Annotated in this window: 22 protein-coding genes; 18 read left to right on the top strand and 4 right to left on the bottom strand. The window is 53.0% G+C overall.

Going from position 1 to position 26,468, the window contains the following annotated elements:
* The first annotated feature begins 847 nt into the window (after positions 1–847).
* On the top strand, positions 848–3,226 hold the full coding sequence (locus ACR0D7_RS18590) for a calcium-binding protein (protein WP_480680347.1): 2,379 nt from the start codon (positions 848–850) through the stop codon (positions 3,224–3,226).
* Between the two features lie 223 nt (positions 3,227–3,449).
* A complete protein-coding gene (locus ACR0D7_RS18595) occupies positions 3,450–5,492 on the top strand; it encodes a M10 family metallopeptidase C-terminal domain-containing protein (RefSeq protein WP_480680348.1) in 2,043 nt (680 codons plus the stop codon).
* On the opposite strand, the gene ACR0D7_RS18600 is transcribed toward ACR0D7_RS18595, so the two are convergent.
* Positions 5,489–6,052 (bottom strand): hypothetical protein, encoded by a 564-nt coding sequence (locus ACR0D7_RS18600; RefSeq protein WP_480680349.1) that lies wholly within the window; start codon positions 6,050–6,052, stop codon positions 5,489–5,491. The two genes, ACR0D7_RS18595 and ACR0D7_RS18600, sit on opposite strands and share 4 nt — an antisense overlap.
* A gap of 504 nt (positions 6,053–6,556) precedes the next feature.
* Here ACR0D7_RS18600 and ACR0D7_RS18605 point away from each other — a divergent pair.
* Complete coding sequence (locus ACR0D7_RS18605) at positions 6,557–6,748, top strand: hypothetical protein (RefSeq protein ID WP_480680350.1); 192 nt, start codon at positions 6,557–6,559, stop codon at positions 6,746–6,748.
* Between the two features lie 52 nt (positions 6,749–6,800).
* Entirely contained in the window at positions 6,801–7,043 is a 243-nt protein-coding gene (locus ACR0D7_RS18610) for a hypothetical protein (RefSeq protein WP_480680351.1), read from the top strand.
* Positions 7,044–7,342: 299 nt separating this feature from the next.
* On the opposite strand, the gene ACR0D7_RS18615 is transcribed toward ACR0D7_RS18610, so the two are convergent.
* Entirely contained in the window at positions 7,343–7,528 is a 186-nt protein-coding gene (locus tag ACR0D7_RS18615) for a hypothetical protein (RefSeq protein WP_480680352.1), read from the bottom strand.
* A 362-nt stretch (positions 7,529–7,890) separates the two neighbouring features.
* Between ACR0D7_RS18615 and ACR0D7_RS18620 the strand changes: the two genes are divergently transcribed.
* Positions 7,891–8,535, top strand: a complete 645-nt coding sequence (locus ACR0D7_RS18620; RefSeq protein WP_480680353.1) for an acyl-homoserine-lactone synthase — start codon at positions 7,891–7,893, stop codon at positions 8,533–8,535.
* A gap of 358 nt (positions 8,536–8,893) precedes the next feature.
* On the opposite strand, the gene ACR0D7_RS18625 is transcribed toward ACR0D7_RS18620, so the two are convergent.
* Together ACR0D7_RS18625 and ACR0D7_RS18630 are read right to left on the bottom strand one after the other, a co-directional pair.
* On the bottom strand, positions 8,894–9,295 hold the full coding sequence (locus ACR0D7_RS18625; protein WP_480680354.1) for a tyrosine-type recombinase/integrase: 402 nt from the start codon (positions 9,293–9,295) through the stop codon (positions 8,894–8,896).
* Positions 9,296–9,777: 482 nt separating this feature from the next.
* Positions 9,778–10,431 carry a GntR family transcriptional regulator gene (locus ACR0D7_RS18630; RefSeq protein WP_170328650.1) on the bottom strand — a complete coding sequence of 218 codons (654 nt, stop codon included), beginning with the start codon at positions 10,429–10,431 and terminating at the stop codon, positions 9,778–9,780.
* A gap of 208 nt (positions 10,432–10,639) precedes the next feature.
* Between ACR0D7_RS18630 and ACR0D7_RS18635 the strand changes: the two genes are divergently transcribed.
* The 13 genes from ACR0D7_RS18635 to ACR0D7_RS18695 all read left to right on the top strand — a co-directional run bounded on the left by ACR0D7_RS18635 (position 10,640) and on the right by ACR0D7_RS18695 (position 25,748).
* On the top strand, positions 10,640–11,722 hold the full coding sequence (locus ACR0D7_RS18635) for a Gfo/Idh/MocA family protein (RefSeq protein ID WP_480680355.1): 1,083 nt from the start codon (positions 10,640–10,642) through the stop codon (positions 11,720–11,722).
* A gap of 97 nt (positions 11,723–11,819) precedes the next feature.
* Positions 11,820–12,830, top strand: coding sequence for a TRAP transporter substrate-binding protein DctP (dctP, locus tag ACR0D7_RS18640; protein ID WP_480680356.1), 1,011 nt, complete (start codon positions 11,820–11,822; stop codon positions 12,828–12,830).
* 30 nt (positions 12,831–12,860) lie between these two features.
* Complete coding sequence (locus ACR0D7_RS18645) at positions 12,861–13,433, top strand: TRAP transporter small permease (protein WP_480680357.1); 573 nt, start codon at positions 12,861–12,863, stop codon at positions 13,431–13,433.
* On the top strand, positions 13,430–14,725 hold the full coding sequence (locus ACR0D7_RS18650) for a TRAP transporter large permease (protein ID WP_480680358.1): 1,296 nt from the start codon (positions 13,430–13,432) through the stop codon (positions 14,723–14,725). Before ACR0D7_RS18645 ends, ACR0D7_RS18650 begins: the two co-directional genes overlap by 4 nt.
* Positions 14,725–16,617 (top strand): bifunctional sugar phosphate isomerase/epimerase/4-hydroxyphenylpyruvate dioxygenase family protein, encoded by a 1,893-nt coding sequence (locus ACR0D7_RS18655; protein WP_480680359.1) that lies wholly within the window; start codon positions 14,725–14,727, stop codon positions 16,615–16,617. Before ACR0D7_RS18650 ends, ACR0D7_RS18655 begins: the two co-directional genes overlap by 1 nt.
* A gap of 17 nt (positions 16,618–16,634) precedes the next feature.
* On the top strand, positions 16,635–17,450 hold the full coding sequence (locus ACR0D7_RS18660; RefSeq protein ID WP_480680360.1) for a citryl-CoA lyase: 816 nt from the start codon (positions 16,635–16,637) through the stop codon (positions 17,448–17,450).
* Positions 17,440–18,627, top strand: a complete 1,188-nt coding sequence (locus ACR0D7_RS18665; protein WP_247748107.1) for a Gfo/Idh/MocA family protein — start codon at positions 17,440–17,442, stop codon at positions 18,625–18,627. Before ACR0D7_RS18660 ends, ACR0D7_RS18665 begins: the two co-directional genes overlap by 11 nt.
* On the top strand, positions 18,617–19,291 hold the full coding sequence (locus ACR0D7_RS18670) for a hypothetical protein (RefSeq protein WP_480680361.1): 675 nt from the start codon (positions 18,617–18,619) through the stop codon (positions 19,289–19,291). Before ACR0D7_RS18665 ends, ACR0D7_RS18670 begins: the two co-directional genes overlap by 11 nt.
* Entirely contained in the window at positions 19,284–20,474 is a 1,191-nt protein-coding gene (locus tag ACR0D7_RS18675) for a Gfo/Idh/MocA family protein (protein ID WP_480680362.1), read from the top strand. Before ACR0D7_RS18670 ends, ACR0D7_RS18675 begins: the two co-directional genes overlap by 8 nt.
* Before the next feature lie 154 nt (positions 20,475–20,628).
* Positions 20,629–21,543: a sugar phosphate isomerase/epimerase family protein gene (locus ACR0D7_RS18680; RefSeq protein WP_480680363.1), complete on the top strand. Its 915-nt coding sequence runs from the start codon at positions 20,629–20,631 to the stop codon at positions 21,541–21,543.
* Complete coding sequence (locus tag ACR0D7_RS18685; RefSeq protein WP_170387973.1) at positions 21,524–22,933, top strand: aldehyde dehydrogenase family protein; 1,410 nt, start codon at positions 21,524–21,526, stop codon at positions 22,931–22,933. Before ACR0D7_RS18680 ends, ACR0D7_RS18685 begins: the two co-directional genes overlap by 20 nt.
* On the top strand, positions 22,933–24,714 hold the full coding sequence (locus tag ACR0D7_RS18690) for a thiamine pyrophosphate-binding protein (RefSeq protein WP_480680364.1): 1,782 nt from the start codon (positions 22,933–22,935) through the stop codon (positions 24,712–24,714). The genes ACR0D7_RS18685 and ACR0D7_RS18690 overlap by 1 nt, the downstream gene beginning before the upstream one ends.
* 845 nt (positions 24,715–25,559) lie before the next feature.
* On the top strand, positions 25,560–25,748 hold the full coding sequence (locus tag ACR0D7_RS18695; RefSeq protein WP_480680365.1) for a hypothetical protein: 189 nt from the start codon (positions 25,560–25,562) through the stop codon (positions 25,746–25,748).
* The last annotated feature ends 720 nt before the right edge of the window (positions 25,749–26,468 follow it).

The following is a 26,468-nucleotide window of genomic DNA, read 5'->3' on the forward strand; positions in this document are numbered from 1 at the left end:
CTTGCTTCACCGCAAATCCGCCGCATAATCACAAAAACCAGATGAGCCAGATCCTCTCTTAGCTCAGGCGGCCATCTGTCCCAAAATCCCTGACGACGGACACCCGGATCAGTACGACCGGCTGAACGGTCAGGTATTGTTGCCGGGTATGCCTGTCGAAGCCTTGATCAAAACCGACGAGCGCACGCCGCTGTCTTACCTTGTAAAGCCGCTGACAGATTACTTTACGAAGGCGTTCCGAGAGTGAGACGGCTCTGACTGAATGGCGGATCGTGCGTCAGGATGTGTCGCAAACTTATTTGATGGACAAATCTATCCTACGAGGTGCGAAAACTGCTCAAATCCGGTCATCCCTGTGTAGGAATGAGCAGTCTTATCTGACTGGTCCAAGACAGATGCGAAGGCTCCTCAAAAACCTAACTGATACTTGCCCTATGTGAACAGTTAGTCCCGGCGGTTTTGTTTGGGGAAGCGATCTTGAGAGAGGTCTCACGACGAGCTGCAATGGTAACGCATTCAATCAGAGATCGCTGCACATAACATCCCCTTCAACGATGTTCCCGGTTCGCTATGGCAAAGCGTTTTAGCTCAGAGTTGTCTTCGCGCGTCTGAACTACGAAGCACATGCAGACTTTCGGGAAACCTCCCTCTTAACTGAAGTGGGGGCCCAATACTTTTTACGTCATACCCAACTGAACTGAGTTATTCTCGATTTTTCGGAAGTTTTTATTTGTTTTTTCAGCTTCTTAGCGGAAATTCTTTGGTTCTAAATGTTGGACGTTCATTGGTTCCTTTAGCAATATAATTCTGAGACTTTCTTTGGTTGCGCAGCGGGTGTGAGCTCGAAATGACTTATTACAGCTATAATTTGACTGCTGGTGCCGTGTCCGAGACCGTCAACTTTGACCATTTTGGCGCCAACTTTCGAAACATGTTTCCCAATATAGGTGATGCTTTCGACCTATTGAGTGTCACGCATCTACGTTACCCATCTGGCAGTGCCCAAGAGGAAGACATTACAAATCTCATTGATGGGCAATTGAATCAAAAGCTAACTGAGTTTCTGGAGTGGACCGCTGAAAGAGGAACAACTTTTACCTTGAGCATCCCAGTAGGGGACAAACTGGCAACCCAATCTGAAATGACTGACTTTGTCAGAGCAGTTTACGCAAAGCTGGGTCCAGATGGACATCTACTGAAGACAATTGAGGTAAGCAACGAATATTGGGGCTTCCAGGAAGCATGGGAGTACGGCAGAGACGCCGCCTTAGCGACAGAGTATCTCGCCAACGCATACTCGACATATCATGCGGAAGCTCCGGGCGCTGATTACGACCCTCAAATTTTGGTGCAAACGGCTCCTCCATGGCATGTTGGGCCGAACAGCACGATGGATCAAAAGAACATGGATATTATCCAATTCTTTGATGCCAACCAAGACTTGTCAGATGGATTTCAGCCAACGGTCGCCAGCGAGGCGGTGGATGGAATAGTTTCACACTACTATTTTTACGAGACGTATGACGAGGACAATACATTTTCAGATGGTTACTATGAAAATCGTGAAATCGGGTCCCGCCCGGATATGTGGTACAAATACTTCAACAAGGAACTAGACTACCATGTTACCGAGTGGAATGTCCAAAACTCCAATATCGGGCAACAGGGATTGAAAGCTGCATCAGTTATTCTCGAGATGTTTGAGAATATGTTGCAGGCCGGTGTGGACGCCGCAGAGATCTGGTCGGTGCGAAATCGAAACTACAATTCCTTCGCAGGCGGAATAACGGAAGAAAACCCGATTCACCTTTCGCCCGCTGGACAAGTCTTTGCCTGGATGCGGGAAAGCCTCGTGAACGATGACGGTACCGGGCTTTCTCTTATGGATTTAGGTGGGCTGCCCGACAATCACCGCCCCATTGAAATCAACGCGTTCACCGGCACGGAAAAAACGGTTCTCTATGTTTCCAACAGAACGAATGAGTTTGGCGTGAACGTAGACTTGGACTTGAGCGCCCTGGCCCACGACAGGCATTATATTTCAGTCCGAAAACTTGGAATTCTTGAAGGTAGTTCTGACGGTTTGAGTGATCGAGCTGCTTATTACGACAATGGTGAACTTGTACCTAACTCCCGCAACAAATTGCGCGTGATAGACGAAGCGGAAAAGCAGGAGCTTGAAGGAAAGCTACATAACCTTTTTGAATTGGGTGTCATTAGCACTAAGCAAATTTCGCCTTACGACGAAGGAACCTACCGAACTTATCTTCCGCCTCCGTCTACAATTCTCCTAGAGCCAGGGTACACTCCTGAAACCGCAACAAAACTGGAGCACTACTACTTTGCCGGTGAAGTCGATGTGACTGTCGAGGTGCAAGAATTCACGTTTGAAAGTGTGGAAGAAATAGATTTAGAGCTGGATCCGTATGAGGTCGCTGAAATCACTTTGGTACCTTACGCCCAGATGGCTGGCACCGGCGATGATGACTCAATTACAGGAACGGATAACCACGAAGAAATTCATGGGGATTTCGGAAATGATTACATCGATAGTGGTGGAGGATTTGACTACCTCTTCGGGGGGGCTGGAAACGACGTTTTAGTGGGTGGTCTGAAAGACGTCCACGGAGACCAGATCTATGGTGGACACGGCAATGATACAGCCGATGGGGGCAACGGAGACGATAAGATCTTCGGAGGTGAAGGTGCAGATCGGCTTTTTGGAGGTAATGGTGACGACGAGGTCTTTGGAGAAGGAAGCAGCGACTATCTGAGCGGAGGCTTTGGTGCCGACAAGCTAAATGGCGGTGACGGCCAAGACATAATTATGGGTGATCAAGGCAACGATCATATCATTGGAGGAGCTGACGACGACAGTTTGATTGGTGGGATTGGTGACGATGACCTGCAAGGTGATGAAGGAAATGATATTTTGGAAGGAGGTGAAGGCGACGACGTTCTCGACGGGGGGGTAGGTTTTGATTTGCTTTTTGGCGGCATGGGAGCGGATATCTTTGTCTTTCGCGCGGGAGAAAATATTGATACCGTACTCGATTTCCAGCATGGCATAGACCGCATTTGGATTGACGAAGAAGGGGTCGGTTTCGGCGATCTCGAGTTTAGAGTAGATGGTGATCGCACTATCGTAGAGTTGCACAATGGCTCTGTGGCACTATTGGAAATGACGACAGTTGCTCTGGGTGTTGATGATTTTCTGTTCATCTAGTTAAACGGTGCTAGGGACGATCACTTTTTCTTGCTTCGTCTGTTTCTCACTTCGTTAAATCCAAAATTGGCGAGCGATAAGTGGTTTTATCCCTCACGCAATAATAACGAGTCTATCAATTGCTATGTAGTTGTTTGCCTCACTCGTAATTCATTTTCAAATACTTAATCAATTTCAAGTTAGCGTCTTCATGGCGTCGGTCACCATAAGGAGGAAATATGCGATGATACAATTTGAGACGGTCTTGTCGTTCAATTCCGCGGGTTTCGATGTTGGTACAAATGGCTTGGTCTCGATGAGTGTTGGGTCGGGAGGTTTCCTGTATAGCCTCTCGAGCACTGGTGGCGGTTTGGCAGTTTGGCGTCTTGAAAGCGGCGAAGCACCTGTTCTGCACGACACTCATATTCTTGATGCGACGCTTCCAGTCCACGGGGACGACACATTGAAGTTCCTCGAAATTGCTGGTGAAGATACTCTTGTCCTAGGTGTAGGCCCAGCCGGAGCTATGTATGGGTATACCCTAGATGCGAACGGGGCAATCGGTAGCCTGAGAGAGTTTCAATTGCCGTCGACAACCCTCGAAGGCACACCGGTTGCCAGCTACTCGTCCAACGGTACCCAATTGTTCACGGTTGAGACGGGCGATGGAGGTCAAATTTCGACTTTTAGTGCCGGACCTACTGGCACTTTTAATCAAGTTGCCACTACCACTGGACGCCCTTCGGATCTGCAAGTTGTTGAAATTGGATCAAATAGGCTACTCTTGTCTGCAGACGCATCATCGCACTCAGTTGTCACGTACCATATCGATTCAGAGTCAGAAGCATTGACGAAAGTTGACAACTCCGAGGCCATATCTAACTTGGCCGTGAACTCGCCAAGCGCCATGGAGGTGGTGCGTGCTCATGGGAGTTCTTGGGTCGTGCTTGCTGGGGCGGGTAGCAACTCGATTTCCGTCCTGAAACTTGGCGCTGATGGCAGCCTGGCACCAGTAGATCATGTGCTGGACACAAATAGTACGAAATTCAATTCGATTCGTGACATCGCGATAAAGGTAGTTAACGACCACGTTTTTTTATTGGTTGGTGGGGATGACAACGGGATCAGTCTTTTCGCACTGGCGCCAGGTGGCAAACTCGTTCACCTAGACACATTCGAGGATACAACCGAGAGTCGGTTAGGAAGTGTCGATACTCTATCAATCGCTCAGGTTGGCAGTGAATTGCAGATATTTGGGGCTTCACAGCAAGAGGGCGGTATCACGCATCTATCGGTATCGTTGAACAATTTGGGCGATGTCGTGAAAGGTGACAGTATTCAACCCGGCACTGATGGCCATGACATCCTGAGAGGTGTCGGAGGATCCACTCTGCTTGCGGGTGGAGGGGACGATATCTTGATCGCCGGAGGTGGGACTACGATCATGACCGGTGGCGATGGTGCTGACGTTTTCGTAATGCGCAGCGGGAGCAGAGCGACGACGGTCACTGACTTTGAAGCGGGAAACGACCGACTTGATCTATCTGACTACGGACAATTGCGTTTCCCGAGCCAGTTGACCTTTGTTTCTACTGACGCCGGAGCGGAGATCAATTTCCTCGGTGATACGATCAATCTGCATTCTTTGTCCGGTGAGGCGCTTTCAAAAGCTGATGTTTTTGGAGCAACTTTCGAAGGGCCGAGCAGATTGTCGAATGGACCAAGGGATGCCTCTGTTGAAGTGCAAACCTCACGAGGCACAGCTGGAACGATAAGTATCAACTCAACTGAGGCCAATACAGGTATTCGCGACGCGGAAATACACTTCAATGCAGAAGGAAGTGCACCCGTTGTAGCGCAAGCTGATGATCAAGGGCAATTTGACTTGCACCTACCCTCTGAGACTGTGCAAGGTCATATCGAAATCATTAAATCCTATTCAACGGCGAGTCAGGAGATTACAGCGCAAGACGCATTGGAAACGTTGCGTATGTCAGTGGGGCTACAGCCGACTTGGGGGCCCGCGCAGGCGGAGAATTTCATCGCTGCAGATATAAATAGGGATGGGATAGTTAGCGCAAAGGATGCTCTCGATATTTTAAAGGTCGCGGTTGGAATATCGGGCAACTCTGATGCTGAGTGGGTCTTTCTAGATGCGAACACTGATCTTTCCGAAACTACACCTAACAACACGCGCTATGATACAGGCATGTCTTTAACAACATTGGATGGGAGTTTTTCAGTTGAAATGACTTCAATCCTCTTGGGGAATATTGAGCAGGTTTAATTCACCACAACTCCTGCTCTAGTAGTTGCAATAGACGAGTTCTCCATGTCAGCTCGAATGCCGCCGGTAACGTAACCACTAGGCCATGTGCCTCCACCTAGAGAAAGTTTCTTCAGCTCTACTCTAATCGACTTGATGGCACGCAGAACGCTATTTTCAACTTTCAGTTTCCAGCAATGCCCTTCAATAGAACTCTTCCCAAAGGAATATTGCTTTAGAAAGCAACGTAAGTCTCTGAGAAGAATAGCAAGTTGTTGATCACTGAATGGCTCGAAACAATCGAGTCTGTCCAAAATAAGAGCGACTTCATCAGCGACTTCCATGGATAAACCCGAAATCAACTCGACTTCAATTGGAGAGGTCAGCAGGGTAATCAGCGTGCTCATCGCAACTACATCAAAGAAATTTGCTGAAGCTTCGACTCGGCCACAACCGAACGTTAGTTGTGTTCCAAAATGGGGTTTTAAAATTGCCCACGCAATGCTCACACATGCAGGTGAGTGGCCGAGTATCAGCGCGACATCCTTCTTTTGAAATGGTGTAGTCGTTGTGCAAATCATTGACCTAAATCTCCCTAAAGTAGAATCACTTTCCAGAAATAACCTTTAAGATAGTTTAATGAACAGTGCCCTAGTCGGCTTCAGCTACCATGCGGCTCAAGCGAGCGGTCAGTGGTTCATCTGAGCGGGGTAGCAGAGCATACAGATGGCCACACCCTTCAACTGGTGAATTGGGTGCCAAACCTGCAAAACCTCGTATTTGGTTATTGCGACATACCCTTATTGTTGCGGTTGGTATAGAAACGAATCCAAGTCGATGCCAAGACGGTGGTCCGACTTGCCTTGGAGCGTCTGCTAGTTCATGCCCTGTGTTGCAGATCGGCGCTGACCTCAAATTGGAAACGACCGCCAGTGAATTTTTGAGAAAAAGAGTTCAAAAGGCTACATATTGCGCCGACAAGTCACTGTTGACATACGTGTTATCGTCAAGGGATGCACAGTTTACCAATCATTAAGAATTTCAACGCAATTTGGACAAAATTAACGGATGAGAGAGATACCGTCATGAAGACGCATATTGGCTTCTTGATGAAAGCTAAAGAAACAAAACTGCGCCTTGAAGCGGAGGGTTTGCACTCAACGGCAGAAGCACTGGATCAGATTATACACTCTTATATTAAAGATCATTCAGACGAACTTCTTCTTCAAAAAGCCCCTAATGTCTTAAAAACACACTCATGGTTAACCCGTCATTAACCACTTGGCCCCGACAATTCAAGAAACACAATACATAAGGGGCTTCATCAGCATGGATCATTGGTTTATTGACGCTTTGGCAGAACTGGTCAATGAGGCAGACGGGGCCCTTACCGCCAACGTCCTAGTTGGTTTAAGCACGGTTATTGAAGTATTCTGTGTGGAATCCAATTTTGACGAAGAACAAACTCGGGCCATTCGCGAGTTGATCGCGCGCGACAGCGTTCAGTGTCGACGAGTCGACAGAATCAAAACGACTTCAGAGCTCTCTCTTCCGCAACGTTTGCACTCATGACTTGAAGGCCCCGTTCTCTTTGATTGCCGCACTGGTACAAAAGTTCTATGGCGAGACGGGCAACAAGAGCATTGGTTTAGCTCGGTCGTGTTTGGGGTTTATCTCGATAGGAGCGACTATGGGGAAAGACAAGTGCTCATCTGTTGATTAACTTTCCGCTACATCTGGATGATATGATTATTTAATAAGTTCAAATGGATAAAAGTGCACTAAGCATGAGTTTTTTCGCGGAAAATGCAAAAACTGCGGAGCGCTTACTCAAAGTCATTTGGAAGTACGGGAAGTTTTGTGAGGTTCGCTTAACGACGAACCAATTTAACCCTGGCATCGGGCTTTTCTAGATTTTGGCTCTGGTCGAGTCCATTGGAATGTTCACAAAAATAAAGTTGTATTAGTTCTCGCATCGCTTCTGCAGCCAGAAACAGACCTTTTGCTTCAAGTTTGAACTCAATTTCATTAGCTCGTTGTAGAAAGCCAACATCCATGGAAGGGAATCCTCATTCGCGTGTTGTTTGAAAGTTGCATCCTTTCCGTTAATGAAAGGTAACTTGTTGTCCACACTGTATTGCCCCATGTGCTTGGCGACAGATCTGGGCGTGATCAAAGAAAACACTTGTGAGAAGCAGCTGTCCTACCGTTTTTGTTTCCACTGCGACATCGTTACAGGCCACCAGTCCGACCTTCCGAAGTGATCAGTTTCAGCTAGGTTGGGACTAGGCTTTCTGTCTGTTTTAACTGATCTTTTATATTTTTTAACAAATGCTTACCTGGATGCTTAATCACTGACGATTGGTTAACCATATTTCGGCACCACTTGACTCCGTTCAGGAATCAGGAGGTGAAGCCGATGCTTCGATACATTTTCGCAGATGACCTACATAAGTACCCGGTCTTGGCTAAAGGAATGTTCAGGGATCGCGCTGATCAATTTAAAACAAGACTGGGTTGGGATGTATGTGTGACCGAAAGTGGTGAGGAGCGGGACCAATATGATGGCTTGAATCCGCTATACGTTATCTGGGAGGAACCAGACGGAAGCCATGGAGGGTCAATGCGAGTTCTTCCGACAACTGGTCGCGTCATGGTTAATGAGGTGTTCGGGCACCTGATGGGGGGCAAGCCAATAAAAGATCCGCGTATTTGGGAGGTAACCCGGTTTTGCCTTTCCAGAGAAGCCGGCCCATACACAGCTGGAGCTATCATGTTGAGTGGCGGTGAGTTGATGGAAAAATTCAACCTTTCGCACATCGCTGGCGTGTTCGATGAACGTATGGTTCGAATCTATCGCTTGATAGGGTCCTCTCCAATTGTCCTGGGGTCAGAAGGAACCGGCCGCAACCGGATTTCGGTGGGGCTTTGGCCATACTCGTCTGAAGACTGCGCTCGAGTGGCAAAAAGAGCTGGAATCTCCAGAGACCTGTCCCGTCTTTGGTTGAACTCCTCCCTGCATAGATTTAGCCGAAAGCAGCCCCAGTCACTGCGTTTCGCATAAGCACTTAACCCGACCGAGACACAATCACATCAGGCACTCTATCGGTGTCATATCATGAGCGCCGTGTAGTGTTTGAGAGCAGAGTGAGTAAGATACGGCGCCATTCAGGTGCCTTTGTGGCGTTGGTCGCAGCTCCAATGAATGGTCGCTATTCGTATTGGGTCAGAAATGCTTGACGTCTGGGTCAGAATTGAATGACGTGTTTCACTGATTTATTGAGGTTTTGGCTGTCGGTTGAGTCGAATATCAGTGACGTTCCACATATCCAACAAAATCAGTAACTTATGTGGTGCTTTGAGTGCCATTGGTTGTATAGTAACTCCATACTGTTCCTGATAGTGTGCCATGTCTTTTTTGATCAGGCGACTTTACGTGCGTTGAGCATTTGCCGTGCTTTATCAGCTACCTCCTTCTTGGCGAACTTGGCGAACTTGGCGTACTTCTGAGTCTGGACAATGGTTGCATGACCCAGAAGGTGAGATACTTCTTCCAGCCTCATGCCGTTGTTCAGCATCCGCGTAGCATAAGTGTCCCGGCGGGAGTGGATCGTTGCGTTGCCTTGGGTGGCCAAAACACGGGGGCTTGAAGGACAGCATTCAGTGATGGCTCGCCTTAGGTTCTTGAGGGCCCTATCCATACGGACGAAAGGCTGAAGTTGGATTTGCCGCGAGGACAACACCTCAAAAAGGCGGTCAGAAATAGGAACAAAGGCCTCCTTTTTGGTTTTGAATTTGTAGTTGTCGATATAGCGCTCCCGCATGTCGATGGCCCCCCCAATCGACCAGTGTCGCCTCTCGAAGGCGAACCCCTGTGTCAATCAGGTAAATGAATAGGTCGTGGGCCTTCAACCATGCTGAGGCGTCGGGGTATTCGGTCTGTTTGGTAAAGGGAATGCTTACCCCATAGCGTCAAGGTGTTCTCTAAAAATTCTGAGCACACCAGAATTCAAGTACCATGGCTAGAGAACTCCGATGCTCGCTCGTATTACTTACTGTGGTACAATTGTTGGCAATACTGTAAGATTCTATCGACAGCTTAGCTCGCTGCCTGAACACCCACCTGTACCGTAATCGAGTAGGTGTCGCGAATGTCCGCAATGCGGAAAACGACCGCGGCATCCAGACCTGGTTGCCAAGGTCGGCTATGGGCCGTTCACAAACTTCTCGATTTAGATGTAGAATTTTGAGATATTCCCTGCCAAATCGACCTGAAGACGTCGAAACACGCAATCAGCATGCCGCCTTACATAGCCTCCAACGTGTGGGTGAGGCCGTTTCGGATGTGATCTTCCAACAGTTTCTTGGCCGTGTCGGCGTCTCTGGCCAGCGCGGCATCGAACATGCCTTTATGCTCCTTGACGGCCTCTTCGCCGCGATAGGTCAGCACGAGCATCTGATACCGCAGATATTTATCATAGATGATCGAGTGCAGAGACAGAAGGTTCTTGGAGTTGCAGGCCGCGATCATCGCTTGGTGAAACTCCCAATCATATCGTTTCCAGGTTTCTTTCTCGGACTCGTCGCCCTTGAGAAGCTGCTGTTCCATCAGGTGCAGCTTGTGGTGTGCGGCAACGAGGTTGCCTTCCCAGTCCGTGTCGCCATTCGCAATGGACAACTCCAACGCGTGGCATTCCAACAGAACGCGCAGCTCTGAAATCTCGGTCAGGTCTTCTCGTGAAACTGGCGTGACTAGGAAACCCCGTTGCTCGGGAGCTTCGACAAATCCGTCGCTGGCGAGCCTGTTCAGCGTTTCACGAAGTGTCGAAAGGCTTGCCGAGTAGCGTTCCTTCAAGGCGTCCAGCTTCAGTTTGGAGCCGGGCTGCAACTCCCCGAAGATGATGTCCCTCTTGATGCGCTGATAAGTGCTTGCACCTATCGTAGACGGCTGTTTCGCCATGCGTTTCACCCGATATTCTCAGTTTCTTCGTTCAATTAGCATTTTTCGGAGACATCAGCAATCCAAACCGATGTATGGTAAAAATAAAAATATCATACATTATTGCGGAATCGCGAAAACCCCAATACGGTCATGTTCAAATTGGGCAATGCAGCCCGGTCGCAAACATCGGATCCGGGATTTTCCGGACCCCCCGGAAGGAAGCAAAGTGTCTTTGAACTTTCGCATTGCCATTGTCGGCATTGGCCTTGTTGGACGCCGCCACGCAGACGCTGTTCGAGCGTTGCGTCAGGTTGATCTTGTCGCGGTAGTCGATCCCAGCGACGAAGGCCGTGCGTACGCCGTTGAACACGGGGTCGCATGTTACGAGACCCTCGAAGAAATGTTTGCAAATCAGACGCCGGACGGAGCTGTGCTTGCGACACCGACGACGCTTCATGTCGAACAGGGCCTCACGTGTGTTCGAAACGGTTGTCCCGTTCTCGTTGAAAAACCGATCGCCGTGGAAGCCGTCGCAGCATTGGAGCTTGTTCAGGAAGCAGAGAAGGCCAATGTGCCGCTGATGGTCGGGCATCATCGTCGGTACAATCCTCTGATCAAGTCAGCCAAAGAAGCCATTGTAGATGGCAAGATTGGAGATGTGCGCGCTGTCCATGCGAATTGCTGGTTCTATAAGCCAGACGAATATTTTGATGCTGCGCCCTGGCGAAAGAAACCTGGTGCAGGTCCCATCTCGGTCAATCTTGTCCATGATGTAGATCTTCTGCGGTATTTGGCCGGAGAAGTCGTGACCGTACAAGCGCAGTCGACTGCATCGAAACGCGGCTACGACAACGAAGATGTCGCCGGTGCGCTGTTGACGTTCGAAAACGGAGCAATTGGAACCATAAGCGTATCCGACAGCATCGTCGCGCCATGGAGCTGGGAGATGACGTCTCAGGAGTATCCGATTTATCCCTCTACCTCCGAAAGCAGCTATATGATCGGGGGCTCTCATGGGTCATTGTCCGTGCCCGATCTACGACTCTGGAGTTATCATGGTGAGCAGAGGGACTGGTGGACTCCAATCTCTACCACGGCGCTGAAGAAGGGTGCTTCTGATCCTCTGGTCAATCAACTGAAGCATTTTGTTGATGTGGCCCGACACGAAGCGGAACCGATTATGTCAGGATGGGAAGGCTTGAGGACACTTCAGGTCATTGAGGCTATTCAAAATTCCTGTCGGACTGGTGAAACTGTCAAGATAAAAAGTCTTCAGGAAATGCAAAAATCCAAAATAGCGGCAATGTAAAATATCTGATATTTTGTAAAAAATCTTGCAAAATGTCCAAAATAGGTCAAAACTCAGAATCGGAAAAATGCATCATGATGTCTCAGGGAGGAGCAAAGTGATTACCAAACTTACCCGCCGGGCTGCTGTATCAGCCCTGGTTGCAACCGGTGTTCTGTTTAGCGCAACAAGCGGTGCGTTGGCGGAAGACAAAGTGCAACTTCGCCTCGCAACGTCTGGATCGGACACTGACCAGCGTTCGGTCGCCATGGCCGAGGTCTTCGCGCCTATGGTCGCTGATTTCGCAAGCTACGAGCCCAGCTATAATGGCACCATCTTCGCCCAAGGCACGGAGCTTGATGCCATCAGCCGGGGTAACCTGGAAATGTCGATCACTTCGGCGCAGGAACTGGCACAGTTCTTCCCTGAGTTTTCGATCTTTACCGCAGGCTATGTCCATCAGGACGCCGCGCATCAGGTGGCTGTCTTCAACGATCCCTTGATGGATGCCTTCAAGCAAAAGGCCGAAGAAGAACTGGGCGTTAAACTCCTGTCGGTCATGTATCTGGGCCGTCGTCAGGTAAATCTGCGCCAGCCCAAGGAAGAACTGACCGTCAGCACTCCGGCTGATCTGGAGGGTGTGAACCTGCGGATGCCGGGCACAGATGCGTGGCAGTTCCTTGGCAAAGCGCTGGGTGCCGCCCCGACACCAATGGCGTTCTCAGAGGTTTACACAGCTCTGTCGACCGGTGCCGTTGACGGTCAGGACAACCCACTACCAACTGTCGTGGATGCCAAATTCTATGAAGTGACCAATCAAATTGTCCTGACATCTCACCTGGTTGACCTGAACTACATCGCCATCGGCAAAGAGGTTTGGGATGGTTTGACGCCGGAACAGCAAGCCAAGGTTCAGGAAGCTGCGGATGCAGCGGCTGAATCGGGTCGCCAGAAGCAGCTGCAAAAGGAAGAGGACTTGGTCAGTTTCCTGAAAGAGCAGGGGATGGAGGTCTACGAACCCGATCTCGCAGCGTTCCGCGATCAGGTACAGTCCATGTATCTGGAGAGCGAGTTCGCCGGGTCATGGCCGGACGGTGTTCTGGAGCAGATCAACGCTCTGGGCAACTAAGCTCATCTACACAAGGGAGGGAGAACCGAAATGAAAGGCTTCATAAAGGGGTTCTCCCGACTGACCGAAGCGATTGCCGGCGGCATGCTGGCGGCAATCTTCCTAATCTTCCTTCTCCAAATTCTGCTGCGGTATTTCTTCACCCCCGCCGGATGGACGCTGGAACTGATCGGCATTCTCTGGGTCTGGGTGATCTTCTTCAGCTGCGCTTTCATTGTGCGCGAGCGGGATCATGTGAAATTCGACATCATCTATCTTTCGGTGCCGATGCGCGTGCGTCAGGTCTTTGCGATGCTTGCGGCTGCGGCAATCGTGGTCGGGATGCTCTACAGCTTCCTGCCGACGTGGGACTACATCGACTGGATGAAAATCCGTAAAACCTCGACCGTGCGAAACCCGTTCTCGGGTGAGAAGATACCGTTGCGCACCGTGTTCTCGATCTATGCCGTGTTCATGCTGGTCGTGGCAGCACGTTATGGCTGGCTATTCTTTGACATCATGCGCAACGGCCCGCCTAAAACCGAACTTGAAATGGTCGTGGGATTTAACGTGGTCGACGATCACCCCCGCGTCGACGGTGAAGACGAGGAAGCAGACAAATGAGTTTTGAACTTCTTTCCTGCCTGCTCACGCTCTTTGTTCTGGCAGGCATCGGCACTCCTATTGGTTATTCCATCCTGTTGGCGTCACTGATGTATCTGGGCGTTGCAGGATTGGACGTCGCACTGGCGGGCGAGAAAATCCTTCAAGGCTTCTACAGGAGCACGATCCTGCTGGCTGTGCCTTTGTTCATCGTCGCCGCAAATATCATGAATGCGGGCTCAATCACCGATCGCCTGCTGAATTTCTGCGTTGCTGCCGTCGGGCGGTTCAAGGGCGGCCTCGGGCACGTCAACGTGGTTGCGTCGTTGATTTTCTCCGGCATGTCCGGCTCGGCCGTCGCGGACGCTGCGGGGATTGGCAAGATTATCATTGAGATGATGACCAAGGATGGCCGCTACAGCCGGGGCTATGCTGCTGCGATCACGGCGGCTTCGGCAACGATCGGCCCGATCATTCCGCCCTCGATTCCAATGGTCCTTTACGCGCTGGTGTCGAAAGCCTCTATTGGGTCCTTGTTCCTGGCTGGCATTCTGCCTGGCCTGATCATGGGCGTCGTTCTTATGGCGATGAACTATTATCTGGCCGGAAAGCGGAACTTTGCATTGGAAGAACCTGTTCCGCTGCGCGAGTTGCCCGCAAAAACCGCCAACGCATTCCCGGCACTGCTGATGCCCGCAATCCTGCTGTACGGCATATATGGCGGCGTTACCACTCCGACCGAAGCCGCCGCAGTTGCTGCATTCTACGCTTTGCTACTGGCAGCGTTGTTCTACCGCGCACTGACCTTCCGTGGCCTTTATCAAGTGTTCGTCGACAGCGCGCGCTCCTCCGCAGCCGTAGGGGTTGTCATTGGCGGCGCGTTCATTCTGAACTTCATCGTTATTCAGGAGCAAATACCGCAGTCTATCTCGGCGCTGCTGGAGGGTTCTGATGTCAGCCCGATTGTGTTCCTGATCCTCGTAAACCTGCTGATCCTTGCGCTGGGATGCGTGTTAGACGCAACAACGATCATTCTGGTGATCGTGCCTCTGTTCATTCCAACCTGCGAAGCGCTTGGGATTGATCTGGTGCATTTCGGAGTGCTGGTCGTCGTGAACTCGATGATCGGTCTGATCACGCCGCCTTATGGCATTCTACTCTTTGTGATCAATGCCGTGACGGACATTCCGCTGCGTGAAATCATCTCGGAAATCTGGGCCTTCCTGGCGGTTCTCATCTTCGCCTTGGTGATCATGATGCTGATGCCGGATCTGGTCCTGTGGTTGCCGCGTATGTTTGGATATCAGGGATAATGTGCCTCTCGGTTTCGACAACGTCGATCCCCGGTGATCTGGCTGAAAAACTGAGTGCCATCGCCGACGCAGGGTTCGGAGGTGTCGAATTACACGAACCGGATTTGACCGCATTTGACGGTCCGCCATCGCAAATTCGGAACATTGCATCGGACCTCGGCCTGAAGATTTGTCTGCTACAACCCTTCCATAACCTGGAAGGCCAGTCGGACGGTGGACGGGAGCGCTCCTTTGATCGGCTGAAGCGCAAACTGGCTCTAATCAACGAACTGGGTACGGATCTGCTGCTTATAGGATCTGCCTTCGAGGTCGATACCGCTGCAACCGAAGAACAGGTAATCGCAGATCTTGGCGAGGCGACCAAGATCGCGAAAGAGATGGGGTTGCGTCTGGCCTATATGGGCTTGCCATGGTCGGATCTTATTCACTCGGATGAACAGGCGTTAGGCGTCGTTGAAGCTATCGACAGCCCTCATTTGGGGTTGGCTTTAAACTCATTCTTCTCGCTTGCCGACGGGTCCAAACCAGCCCGCCTTCGGGACATTCCCGGAGAACGGCTGTTCCATGTGCAACTGTCCGATGCACCCCGACTTGAGATGGATATCCGCAGGCTCAAACGGCACTTTGGGCTTCTTCCAGGGCTTGGGTCGCTGAACCTTGCGGGCTTTGTGCGGGTGTTGTCCCGCGCCGGATACAAGGGGCCTTGGTCCATTGCGCGCGTCAACGAAGCTGCTCCACAACCCGGTGGCCGAACACTGGCCCGAGACAGCTACAGGTCGCTGGTGAACCTTCTGGATGAGGTGTCGCGGACCGAGCCAAGAACAGATTTCGGCATCCCTAACCTGCCGGAACGCGTCTATGCGTCGGGTTTTGAATTCGTCGAATTTACAGCCGACGAGACAAGCGGCGCGCAGCTGGCAGATATGCTGTCAGCAATGTGTTTTCGAATGGAGCGAAAGCACGTCACCAAGTCCGTCGAGTTGTGGAGGCAGGGTGCTATCAACATAGTTGTGAATACCGAAAAAGAAGGATTTGCCCATTCGGCGTTCATGGGTCACGGTCCCTCGGTCTGTGACATGGGGTTGCGCGTCAAGGATGCGGATCAGACGGTTCAGCGGGCGACCGCGTTGGGCGCGCCGAATTTCTCACAGCCGGTAGGGACTGGGGAACTGGACATTCCGGCTATTCGGGGTGTCGGTGGTAACGTCGTTCATTTTATCGATGAGAAATCCGATCTGCATCGGGTGTGGGACATCGAGTTCGAGCCTGTCGCGAAAACCAAAGCGACCCAGCCTGCCGGACTGCGCCGTATCGACCATCTGGCCCAGACGATGCGTCATGATGAGATGCAAAGCTGGCTGCTCTACTACATTTCGACTTTCGAGATGGCAAAGTCTCCTATCGTGAACGTCGCCGACCCGTCCGGCGTCGTGCAAAGCCAAGCCATTGAAAGCCCCGAGGGCGAAGTGCGCCTGAACCTGAATGGGGCCGTTGGGCGCCGAACACTGGCGGCGTCATTCCTTGAAGATGGATTTGGGGCCGGTGTTCAGCACATTGCCTTCCAGTCGGATGATATTTTTGAAACCTCAGCCCAGTTGCTCAAGTCCGGCTTTCCCAGCCTGTCCATCCCTGAAAACTACTACGCTGATCTGCAAGCGACTTTCGGATTGGATGACGATTTGATCGCCCAACTACGCGAAGGCAACATCCTTTATGACCGAGCAGCGGGTGCCGAGTATTTTCAGATTTATAGCCGCCCCATCTTCAATGGCTTCTTCTTCGAAATTGTTGAACGCCGCATGGGTTATGCCGGTTATGGCGCGCGAAACGCGCCCATTCGCCTCGCCGCGCAAAGCAAAACCCAGACGGTGAAAGAGGTGCAGACTCAATGACCGTGCTGGATGAAAACATGACAAAGGATGAACGCGCCGTTCGCCAATGGTGGCGCACCTCCATCATCGACATGAAACCCGGACAGATCGCTTTTCGCGGCAACGCAATAGAGGACCTGATCGGGAACGTATCTTTCCCGCAGATGATCTGGCTGATGGTGCGGGGCGATCTGCCCAGCGACGCTCAAGCGCGCCTGTTCGAGGCAGCTTTGGTCGCAGGCGTGGATCATGGTCCGCAGGCCCCCTCGATCGCGGCTGCGCGTATGGCGGCCACCTGCGGGGTAGGTCTCAATAATGCGATGGCGACTGCGGTGAACATGCTGGGCGACGTGCACGGCGGGGCAGGCGAGCAGTGTGCAGAGCTGTACTATGATATAGCAGTCCGCATGGATGCGGGAGCTTCGCTGAATGACGCTGTTCGGGATGGCTTGGACAGCTGGCGCGAGACCTACGGCAAGATCGTCTCGGGCTTTGGTCACAGGTTCCACAAACCCGTCGATCCGCGTGCGCCCCGGCTGATGCAGCTCGTCCGTGATGCGGCCAACGAGGCCACGGTTTCCGGCCGGTTTGCTGAAATCGGAGAAGAGGTTCAGGCCGAACTCGGCCGTCAACGCGGCGGTCGGCCAATTGCCATGAATATCGACGGCGCGACAGCAGTGATCTTCTGCGAACTTGGCTTTCCTGCGCCCTTGTCGCGAGGGCTGTTCTGCCTGTCCCGCTCGGTTGGAATACTCGCCCACGCTTGGGAGCAGATGAACCAGGGCGGCCGCAACAAAGGGCCCATGCCCCCGAATTACTTACCCCTCTACGAAGACAGGAATGATGACACGTGAGACATCGAAATCCTTCCGGGTCGGCCTTATCGGCTGTGGTCGTATCAGCGATATCTATCTAAAAACACTATCCAAATTCTCAAACGTTGAGGTCGTGGCTTGCGCAAGCCTTGACCCTTCGGAAAGCCGCACCAAGGCAGATCAATACGGTATCGCCAAGGCCTGTGCGCCAGATGGGGTGTTTGACGATCCGACGATTGACTGCGTTCTGAATCTGACAATTCCGGCGGCGCATGCCGAAATCAGCCTGCGTGCGTTGGAGGCGGGCAAGCACGTCTATTCCGAGAAGCCGCTGGTTATGGATCGAACGGATGGTAAGACGATTCTGCACATGGCCTCTGAAAAGGGGCTACTGGTCGGTTGCGCACCCGACACATTTCTGGGCGGTCGTTGGCAAACCGTTCGGCGCTTGATCGATGAGGGTGCCATTGGCAAACCGACAGGGGTTTTTGCCCATGTCGGTACCCACGGGACGGAACGCCACCATCCCAACCCGGATTTCTACTACCAGGCCGGTGGCGGGCCCTTGCTGGACCTTGGGCCATATTACCTGACCGCCATGGTTTGCTGCCTTGGTCCGGTTGACCGGGTCGCCGGAATGGCTCGGCGCACGTTCGACAAAAGGATGATCGAAAACGGCCCTCGCAACGGTGAATGGATGGATGTCGAGGTCGACACGCACTCCCTAAGCCTGCTGCAGTTCTCTTCCGGGGCTATAGGGTCGATGACCATGAGCTTTGACGTCTGGGATAGCGAAACGCCGCGGTTCGAGATCTACGGTGAAAAAGGCACCATCAGTATCCCAGACCCTGACCCGGTACATGGTGCCAACATCTTTCAGGGGGATGTCTGGCTGAAAACGCGGGAGACCTCGCGCTGGTCTCATCAGCCGCGCCCATCCGGTCGCGAAGGCTGGCAGGTGGTCGTCAACAAACACGGGTTCAATGAGGACAGCCGTGGTCTCGGCCTTTTGGATCTGGCCCTGGCGGCGCAAGAAGGACGCCAACCCCGTGCAAGTGGAGCGCTCGCCTACCACGTTTTCGAGGTCATGGACGCGATCGAACGGGCACCAAAATTTGGCGCCTATCAGACGATAGAAAGCCGTTGCGCGGCTCCGGAGCCTTTGCCGGTCGATTTCCTTAACGATGAGAGGAAGGAATTGGTTCATGCCGATTGAGACACTCGACTTTGCTCAGCCATTCTTTCGCGTCCAGCACATCACCGATGAAGACAGAGTATCTGTCGAGGGTCGTGCCATTGTTCTGAACCTTGGGGGGAGGGACCTCGCGGTCGAGGATCAGACGGTTGCGCCGCTTTCGTCGGTGATCGTGCAGAACAGCACCGTCCAAAACGTGGAATGTGCGGTCATTGTTCATGGTTTCGACTCCCACGCCGATGACAATGCGCTGTTCGCATGGGTGAAAGATACGTGGCCTTCTGCCTTTGATGTTCGCCAAGAGGAGCGTCTGCGCGGTGTCAGCCACTACATGTCGCCAAAGGTCTTCGTGGGTAACGTTGGACTGACCATGTACCATTCCGGCTCGGTTCCGCTGAATGTCGGATTGCACAAGGATCATCCGTTCTGCCCGGTACCGGGGTTTCGCGAAGTGCATACGCAAATCGTAGGCTTTGGCAAAATGCAGCAATGCCGTGAGCGGGATGTTGAAACCCTTTACCTCGAAGAATTCATGGCCCCCGGCACGACGCACAAACCGATGTATGACGCTGAAGGCAACTATCCCTGGCATCAGTACGAGACGATTACCCCCAGCATTTTCATGGCGGTGGAAATGCTGCCGGAAGGCGTACGGGTCCCGGAAATGGAGGTTCAGAATGGCTGAGAGACTTTTACCCGAAGACCTGAACTTTGACGGACCTTTCCCCCGGTTGTCTCGCCGTTTGCGGCTGGGCGTTGTTGGCGGCGGACGTATCTCTGTCACGCAGGCAACGGCCGCGCGGATGACCGACCGGTGGGAGGTCACCGCAGGAGCGCTCAGTTCTGACGCCGCGCGAAGCAAGGCGCGCGGGGCCGAGTGGTTCCTGCCGGCCGACCGGTGCTATGCGTCGTTCGAGGAGATGGCAAAGACCGAGGCGGCGCGCCTGGATGGTGTGGATGCCGTGATGATCACTACCCCGAACCACGTTCATTTTGAAGCGGCCAAAGCGTTTCTTGAGGCGGGCATTGACGTACTGTGCGACAAGCCCCTGACCAACGAAGTTGCCGAGGCCGAGGGGCTTGAGGAGATCGCCGCGCGCACGGGACAGGTCTTTGCCGTCGGATATGCGATGTCGTGCTTTCCAGTGATCCGGCAAGCCAAGCAAATCGTGGCCGACGGAGCTATCGGAAAAATCAACCAAATACATGTTGAGTTTATGCAAGACTGGATGACGCCCGAAGATGTGGCCGATGCGCCTCATGTAAAGTGGCGGCTGGACCCAAAGATTTCTGGCCCGACCAGTTGTGTCGGCGATATCGGCACCCATGCCGCGCATCTGGCCAGTTTTGTCTCGGACCTGCCCTTGACCGACCTACGGGCCGAGTTTCATGTCTGCGGCGCGCCAAAGCCTTTGGAAGACACGGTGTTCATGTTCACCCGTTACCAAAATGAAGTCCCCGGAACCTTGACGGCAACACGCCTTGCTCCCGGAAACCGGGGTGGGTTGCGCCTGCGCATATTCGGGAATGAAGGAGGTCTCGAGTGGGATCTGGAGAATTCGGAACAGCTGAAGTTCAATCGGTTCGGTGAGCCGGATCGTATCATCAGCCGAGGTCACGGGCACGGTATCAGCCCCGGCACGGAACGTCTGGTCCGTACCGCGCGCGGCTTCCCCGAAGGGATTATCGAAGCCTGGGCCAACCTCTATTCGGAATTTGCCATGGCCGTAGCCGCGCGTCGGGATGGCGTTACCGTTCCGGCCGATTGGCTCTCTTATCCCAATGTCGAGCAAGGCGCAGACGGTGTTCGATTCATTGATGCCTCTGTGCGCTCTCACCAGTCCGGAGGCGACTGGGTCACTATCTAAAGGTTTGCCAATACGAAGGTTAAGCACGCCCGGGCTATTGTCCGGGCATTTTCATTTCCTGCTCAGTATTAAAAGTTGATATTTTAAAAAATATCAGATAATTTTTACTACATATGATGAATTTTAGATTCGCAGACACGTGGAGCTGTCGTTCATGGTGAAACCCGAAGAGGCTGGCGCAAGCCCCTCTCTTTATTCCTTGGCGCATCTGACGCTGATTGGCTGTACGCCGCCCGAGTTGGTCTATATCGCCGCGCGGGCCGGGTACGATGCCGTCAGCCCCCGCTTCATTCCGATGCATGTGCCCGGTGAATTCACTCAATCCCCAATCGATAAGGCACAGGTGCAGGCCACCAAAACTGCTCTCACTACCACCGGCTTGAAAGTTCTTGATGTCGAGCTTGCGCGCATCACCGAAGATGTCGATCCGCGCAGTTTTGAGCCTTCTCTGGAGATCGGCGGGGAGCTCGGCGCTAAGCGCATGATCATGAGTGCATGGACCAACACCCGCGATGATCGTGACTTTCTGATCGACGTCTATTCCGAGACCTGCGAACTGGCGGCGCCCTACGGGTTAACGGTGGACCTGGAGTTCCCGAGCTTTTCCCGCCTGCGCACTCTGGATGAGGCGCTGGATATTGTCCGCGCTTCGGATCAACCCAACGGCGGTATTCTGGTCGATACGCTTTATCTGCATCTCAGCCGCGTGGATTTGGGAGAGCTTCTGCACGTCCCCTCGGAGTTGTTTCACTTCCTGCATATCTCCGATTGCCTACCCGGGATCGCCGATACGCGAGAGGGCATGATCCAACTGGCCCGCGATGCGCGGCTCTATCCCGGCGAGGGCTGGATCGATTTCACCGGCATCATCGAACGGATGCCGCCCGTCGACTACTCCATTGAATTGCCCAACCAAAGCCGCGTTGCCGAGTTGGGATATGAAGAACACGCGCGTCGCTGTCTCAGCCACGCCAAGCGAACATTCGGCGAGGCGCGGTCACAGCGTCGTGTGCCCGATGCTGCAATTCTAAAACACCAAGAGGATCATCATGGGCAAAGAGCTCACTGAAAACGACCGCAATATGGCGGCTGATATGCTGGCACGCGCCCGCGCTGCCATGGCCGAGATCGAGGATTGGGATCAGGACAGGCTGGACCGCCTGTCTCAGGCCATTGCGTGGTATGCTGGGAATGAGAAAACTTTCACGCGTCTGGCCCAGCAAGGCGTGGACGAGAGCGGTATCGGAGATCGTGCGGGACGTCCAGCAAAGCGGTTCAAGATTCACATGGTGCTGCGCGATGTCCTGCGCACGCCATCGACCGGTATCGTCGAAGTCGACGAAGAAAAGGGCCTGGTTAAATATGCCAAACCTGCCGGTGTGATCGCGTCTCTGATCCCGATGACCAATCCAGCGATGACTCCTCCGGTAACCGGCGTGTCCGCCGCGAACGCCCGGAATGCCGTCATCTTTAGCCCGCACCCACGAACCGCCCATACCACCTTTGAAATGGTCGAGGTCATGCGTGCAGCTTGTCGTGCTGCCGGGGCTCCCGAGGATTTGTTTCAATCCATTCGCAAACCGTCGATCCCATTGACCCAGCACCTAATGGAAATCTGCGACCTGACTTTGGCGACGGGCGGTAAACCAATGGTCAAAGCGGCCTATAGCTCCGGGCGCCCGGCCTATGGTGTCGGCGCGGGCAATTCGTCCATCGTCATCGATGAAACCGCCGATCTGGACATCGCCGCGCAGAACACTCGCATTTCAAAGACCTCCGACTTCGGGTCGGGCTGCTCGGCCGACGGCAACATCATCATCCAGCGCTCAGTTTACGACGATATGGTCAAGGCGCTTGAAGCCGAGGGCGGCTACCTGTGTTCGGATGAAGAGAAGGCCATGCTCGAAGCGGCCATGTGGGATGAAAAGGGAAACCGTACGTTTCCGACCATCGCCTGTCCGCCGCAGCAAACGGCCAAGGTCGCCGGTTTTAGCATCCCCGAAGATCGCAAGTTTCTGATGGTTGAAAATCAGGGGCAAATCGGGCCGCAGCACAAATTCTCCAAGGAAAAACTGACCACACTGATGGCGCTGTATCACTTCGACACATTCGATGATGCGCTGGAAACGGTCAGGCAGATCTACAACACCGGGGGCAAGGGCCATTCCTGCGGCATCTACAGCCACAATGACGATCACATCGACCGGCTCGCACGTCTGGCTCCGGTCAGCCGCATGATGGTTCGACAGCCTCAGTCGAAGGCCAATGCGGGTGCCTGGACCAATGGCATGCCTATGACCAGCAGCCTGGGCTGTGGCATCTGGGGCGGCAACATCACCAACGAAAACGTCACCATGAAACACATGATGAACTACACTTGGGTCAGTCGTCCCATCCCCGAGGATCGCCCCTCGGAGCCGGACCTGTTCGGCGAGTTCTACGGACAGGAGGTCGCGTGATGGACGGAGCGAAACTGGACGGCAAAACCGTTGCCGAACATATCGTTGACTTTCTCGAACGCCGTGAGGTCAAGCACGTTTTCGGCCTGTGCGGGCACACGAACATTGCGGTTCTGGCTGCGCTGGCGGAAAGTCCCATCGATTTCGTCACAGTACGACACGAACAAATCGCCAGCCACGCGGCGGATGCATATGCCCGCGTGACGGGCAAGGCCTCGGTGGTGCTGTCCCATCTCTCCCCGGGGCTGACCAATTGCGCCACCGGGGTCGCCAACGCCGCACTGGACTGTATCCCGATGGTCGTAATCGCGGGTGACATTCCCACGCATTACTACGGTAAACATCCGCATCAGGAAGTGAACCTGCATGCAGACGCAGCCCAATGGGAGATTTACCGACCCTTCGTGAAGCGCGCCTGGCGGGTGGATCGCGCAGACCTGATGGCTGAAATCCTGGAGAAGGCATTTCATCTTGCCGAAAGCGGCCAGCCCGGGCCTGTGCTGGTCAACGTCCCCATGGATATCTTCTCCGAGGTGATCCCCTCGGACAGCTTCGACCGTATCCGCGACAACACGCGCGCGCTCAAGAAACCGTCTATTGACGACGAGACAGCGCGAGAGATTGTCGAAGCGTTGGCTAAAGCAGAAAACCCAGTCGCTTATGTCGGAGGTGGTATTCTTCTGGCACAGGCCAGCGAGGAGTTGCGAGAATTTGTTGACCATATGGGGCTGCCAGTCGCGCATTCCCTTATGGGTAAAGGCGCGTTGCGAGACGACCATCCGCTTGTGTTGGGCATGACCGGGTTTTGGGGCACTGAATTAGTCAACCAGTCCTGCTTGAATGCTGACTACATCTTTGCCGTGGGAACACGGTTCAAAGAGGCCGATTGCTCCAGTTGGTACCCCGGCTATACGTTCAACATCCCCGGTTCCAAGGTCATTCACATCGACATTGAGCCGCAAGAGATCGGTCGGAACTATCCCACCGAGATCGGAGTCGTTGCTGACGCCAAGGCCTCATTGCGCGTCCTCAATCGGGTCGCCCGCGAGATGTATCCGGACGGCTTCAAGCGCCCCACGCTGGAGCAGAAGATCGCTGACTTCCGGACGGACTTCAAAGCGCGCAACGAGGAAATGGCGACCTCATCGGCCTTTCCAATGATGCCCGAGCGTATTCTGGCAGATACCCGCAAGGCACTGCCCGAGGATGCCATCATCACCACGGACGTTGGGTGGAACAAGAACGGTGTCGGGCAACAGTTCGACATTTTGACGCCGGGTTCAATCCTGACCCCCGGCGGGTTCGCGACGATGGGTTTCGGTCCTCCGGGCGCGATCGGCGCGAAACTGGCGGCACCTGATCGCGTTGTCCTCAGTCTGGTCGGTGATGGTGGCTTCGGTCAAAACCCGTCGATGCTCGCAACGGCCGTCGAACTCGATCTGGGCATTATCTGGCTGGTCATGAACAATAACGCCTTCGGAACCATAGCAGGTCTGCAAAAGGCGCATTACGGTCTGACCTATGGAACAACGTTCCCCGGATCAGCCGCAGCTCCCGCAAACGGGCCGGGTTATGCAGACATTGCAAGAGCTTATGGCGCGGAAGGGCACAGGCTCAGCGCTGCTGACGAGTTGTTGCCCGCATTAGAAGCTGCAATTGCCAGCGGCAAACCAACTGTCCTTGATGTCCCGATGATCAACAATCCGACGCCAACTACCGGGCATTGGAACATCCTCGACATCTATTCACCAGACAGGGATGTTTCGCACGTCGCAACTTAACGTAGTTTAGAATTTGGGATACGTCTGAGTATAAGGCTCTTGCCTATGTCTGTGAAACAGAACGGCAAGTGCCGCAATGCTCAGGTTCAATAACATGGGCGAACATCGCGTCGAAGAAGAAATGACCTCGTCAACTGAAACATAACCGGCGTCGAAGAAAGGTTGTAAGTTTTTTGGGTCAGAAATGCTTGACGTTTGGGTCAGAATTGAATGACGTGATTTATCCATTTGTTGAGGTTTTGGAAGTTGATTGAGCCAGGAATCAGTGACGTTCCAAAGTGCTTGTTGAACGTCACACGAACCTGACCCAACCGTCACAGTTGGACCAAAAAAGCGGTGAACGTTCGACATCAGAAGGCGCACCCAACGCTGGACATCAGTTGAATTTGATCTTTGCGTCATCAACTAACACGCCGCCCCCATTTCATACTCCTGCAGACAGTTTGGTTTGATCTGACTTCCCTTTCGTAAAATCAGAGCTGATTTGTAGGTCAGACAGCGAAGCTGGCTGTTCCTGCTAATCTGCCACGTGGCGAACGCGGGAGGGGGGCGAGGCAACGCTATTCGACAGGGGTGGTGCGGTCCGCAGGCACAGCTGAGGACACGGCCCTGTCTAAAAGGGTTGCCCTAGGGGGACCGAGCACCCTTTCGCTGCGAGTGCGGCTCTTATCAACATCAGCGACAGCTTTACGTACGAAGGCAAACCTTGCGGAGCTTTCCGGACGTTCCAAATCCGGTGTCAGGTGGCAGTTGAGCGGACAAAGCTACTATCCAACGTGTCATTGGCGAGAAGGTGCCACGTGTGTTAACAGGCGAGTTGGATATTGTCTCAAGGCTGACTAAACATGCGAAAGCGCTTCATTCTGGGCCTAGTCTTTCTGATCATTTTGACGTCACCTGTTTGGTTCTTCGTACTTGGAAATGAAGCGATTGCTTTCCAGCTAAAAGCCGAGCTCGGCAATGCTTCTTTGCCAGATGGTGCGAAAGTCATATCTTTGTCCAGCCGTGTCTATAACTCGGGCAACAGTGATTGATGCGATTATCAAGCCATTGCTGTAGTTAAGTATCTTGGAAAGGTTGATGCTCTACACTCCTCGTACATGGACTTGATTGAAACGATGTCCGACGAGGAGCCCTATTTGGGACAGAATGATAACCCTGCACGCTGGGGTGCTAAATTATCTGATTTGTTCACGGAATTCAGCATTACGCCCAACATGGATAATGCTACAGACTATCTCGTTTCGGCCACGACTTACGCACGCGATGTAAGTCCCGATTTTCGGTGTTGGTGAACACTCTTGGTTCATCGCAAAACCGATGCTTAGGGAACTAAGTCTTGAGCACTAAGGGCTCTTACCGCTAGTCCAAGCGCGCCGCACTTTGGCGGCAGCGAGCCCATTGCCGCCGTCGGCTGTGCTTCCGTCTTTCGCATGCGCGGCACGACGCAAACCGCACATTCCGGTCGTTCAACACCAGATTGGGCGCATGAGTAACGCCAGTTCTCCGTCCAATGGTGTCTGCACTAGCTTTAACTCCTTGCGCAACGCTGTTTGCGTAACACCGCAATTGCTAGCCGTCTAGATGGGTGAGTATCTGATATAAAAGAGTAATTTGGTTATTGAATAATTTTCTTTCGGCTGGGTTGAAAGTGTCTGACGTCAGCCCCAATGGGACAGTTTAGGTCGCTTTGATAAGAGAGATGCGGTCATCGGGCCGATTCACCACAATTGTGGTGGTGATTTGAAGCTCGG

The organism is Ruegeria sp. BB7 (assembly GCF_056539365.1).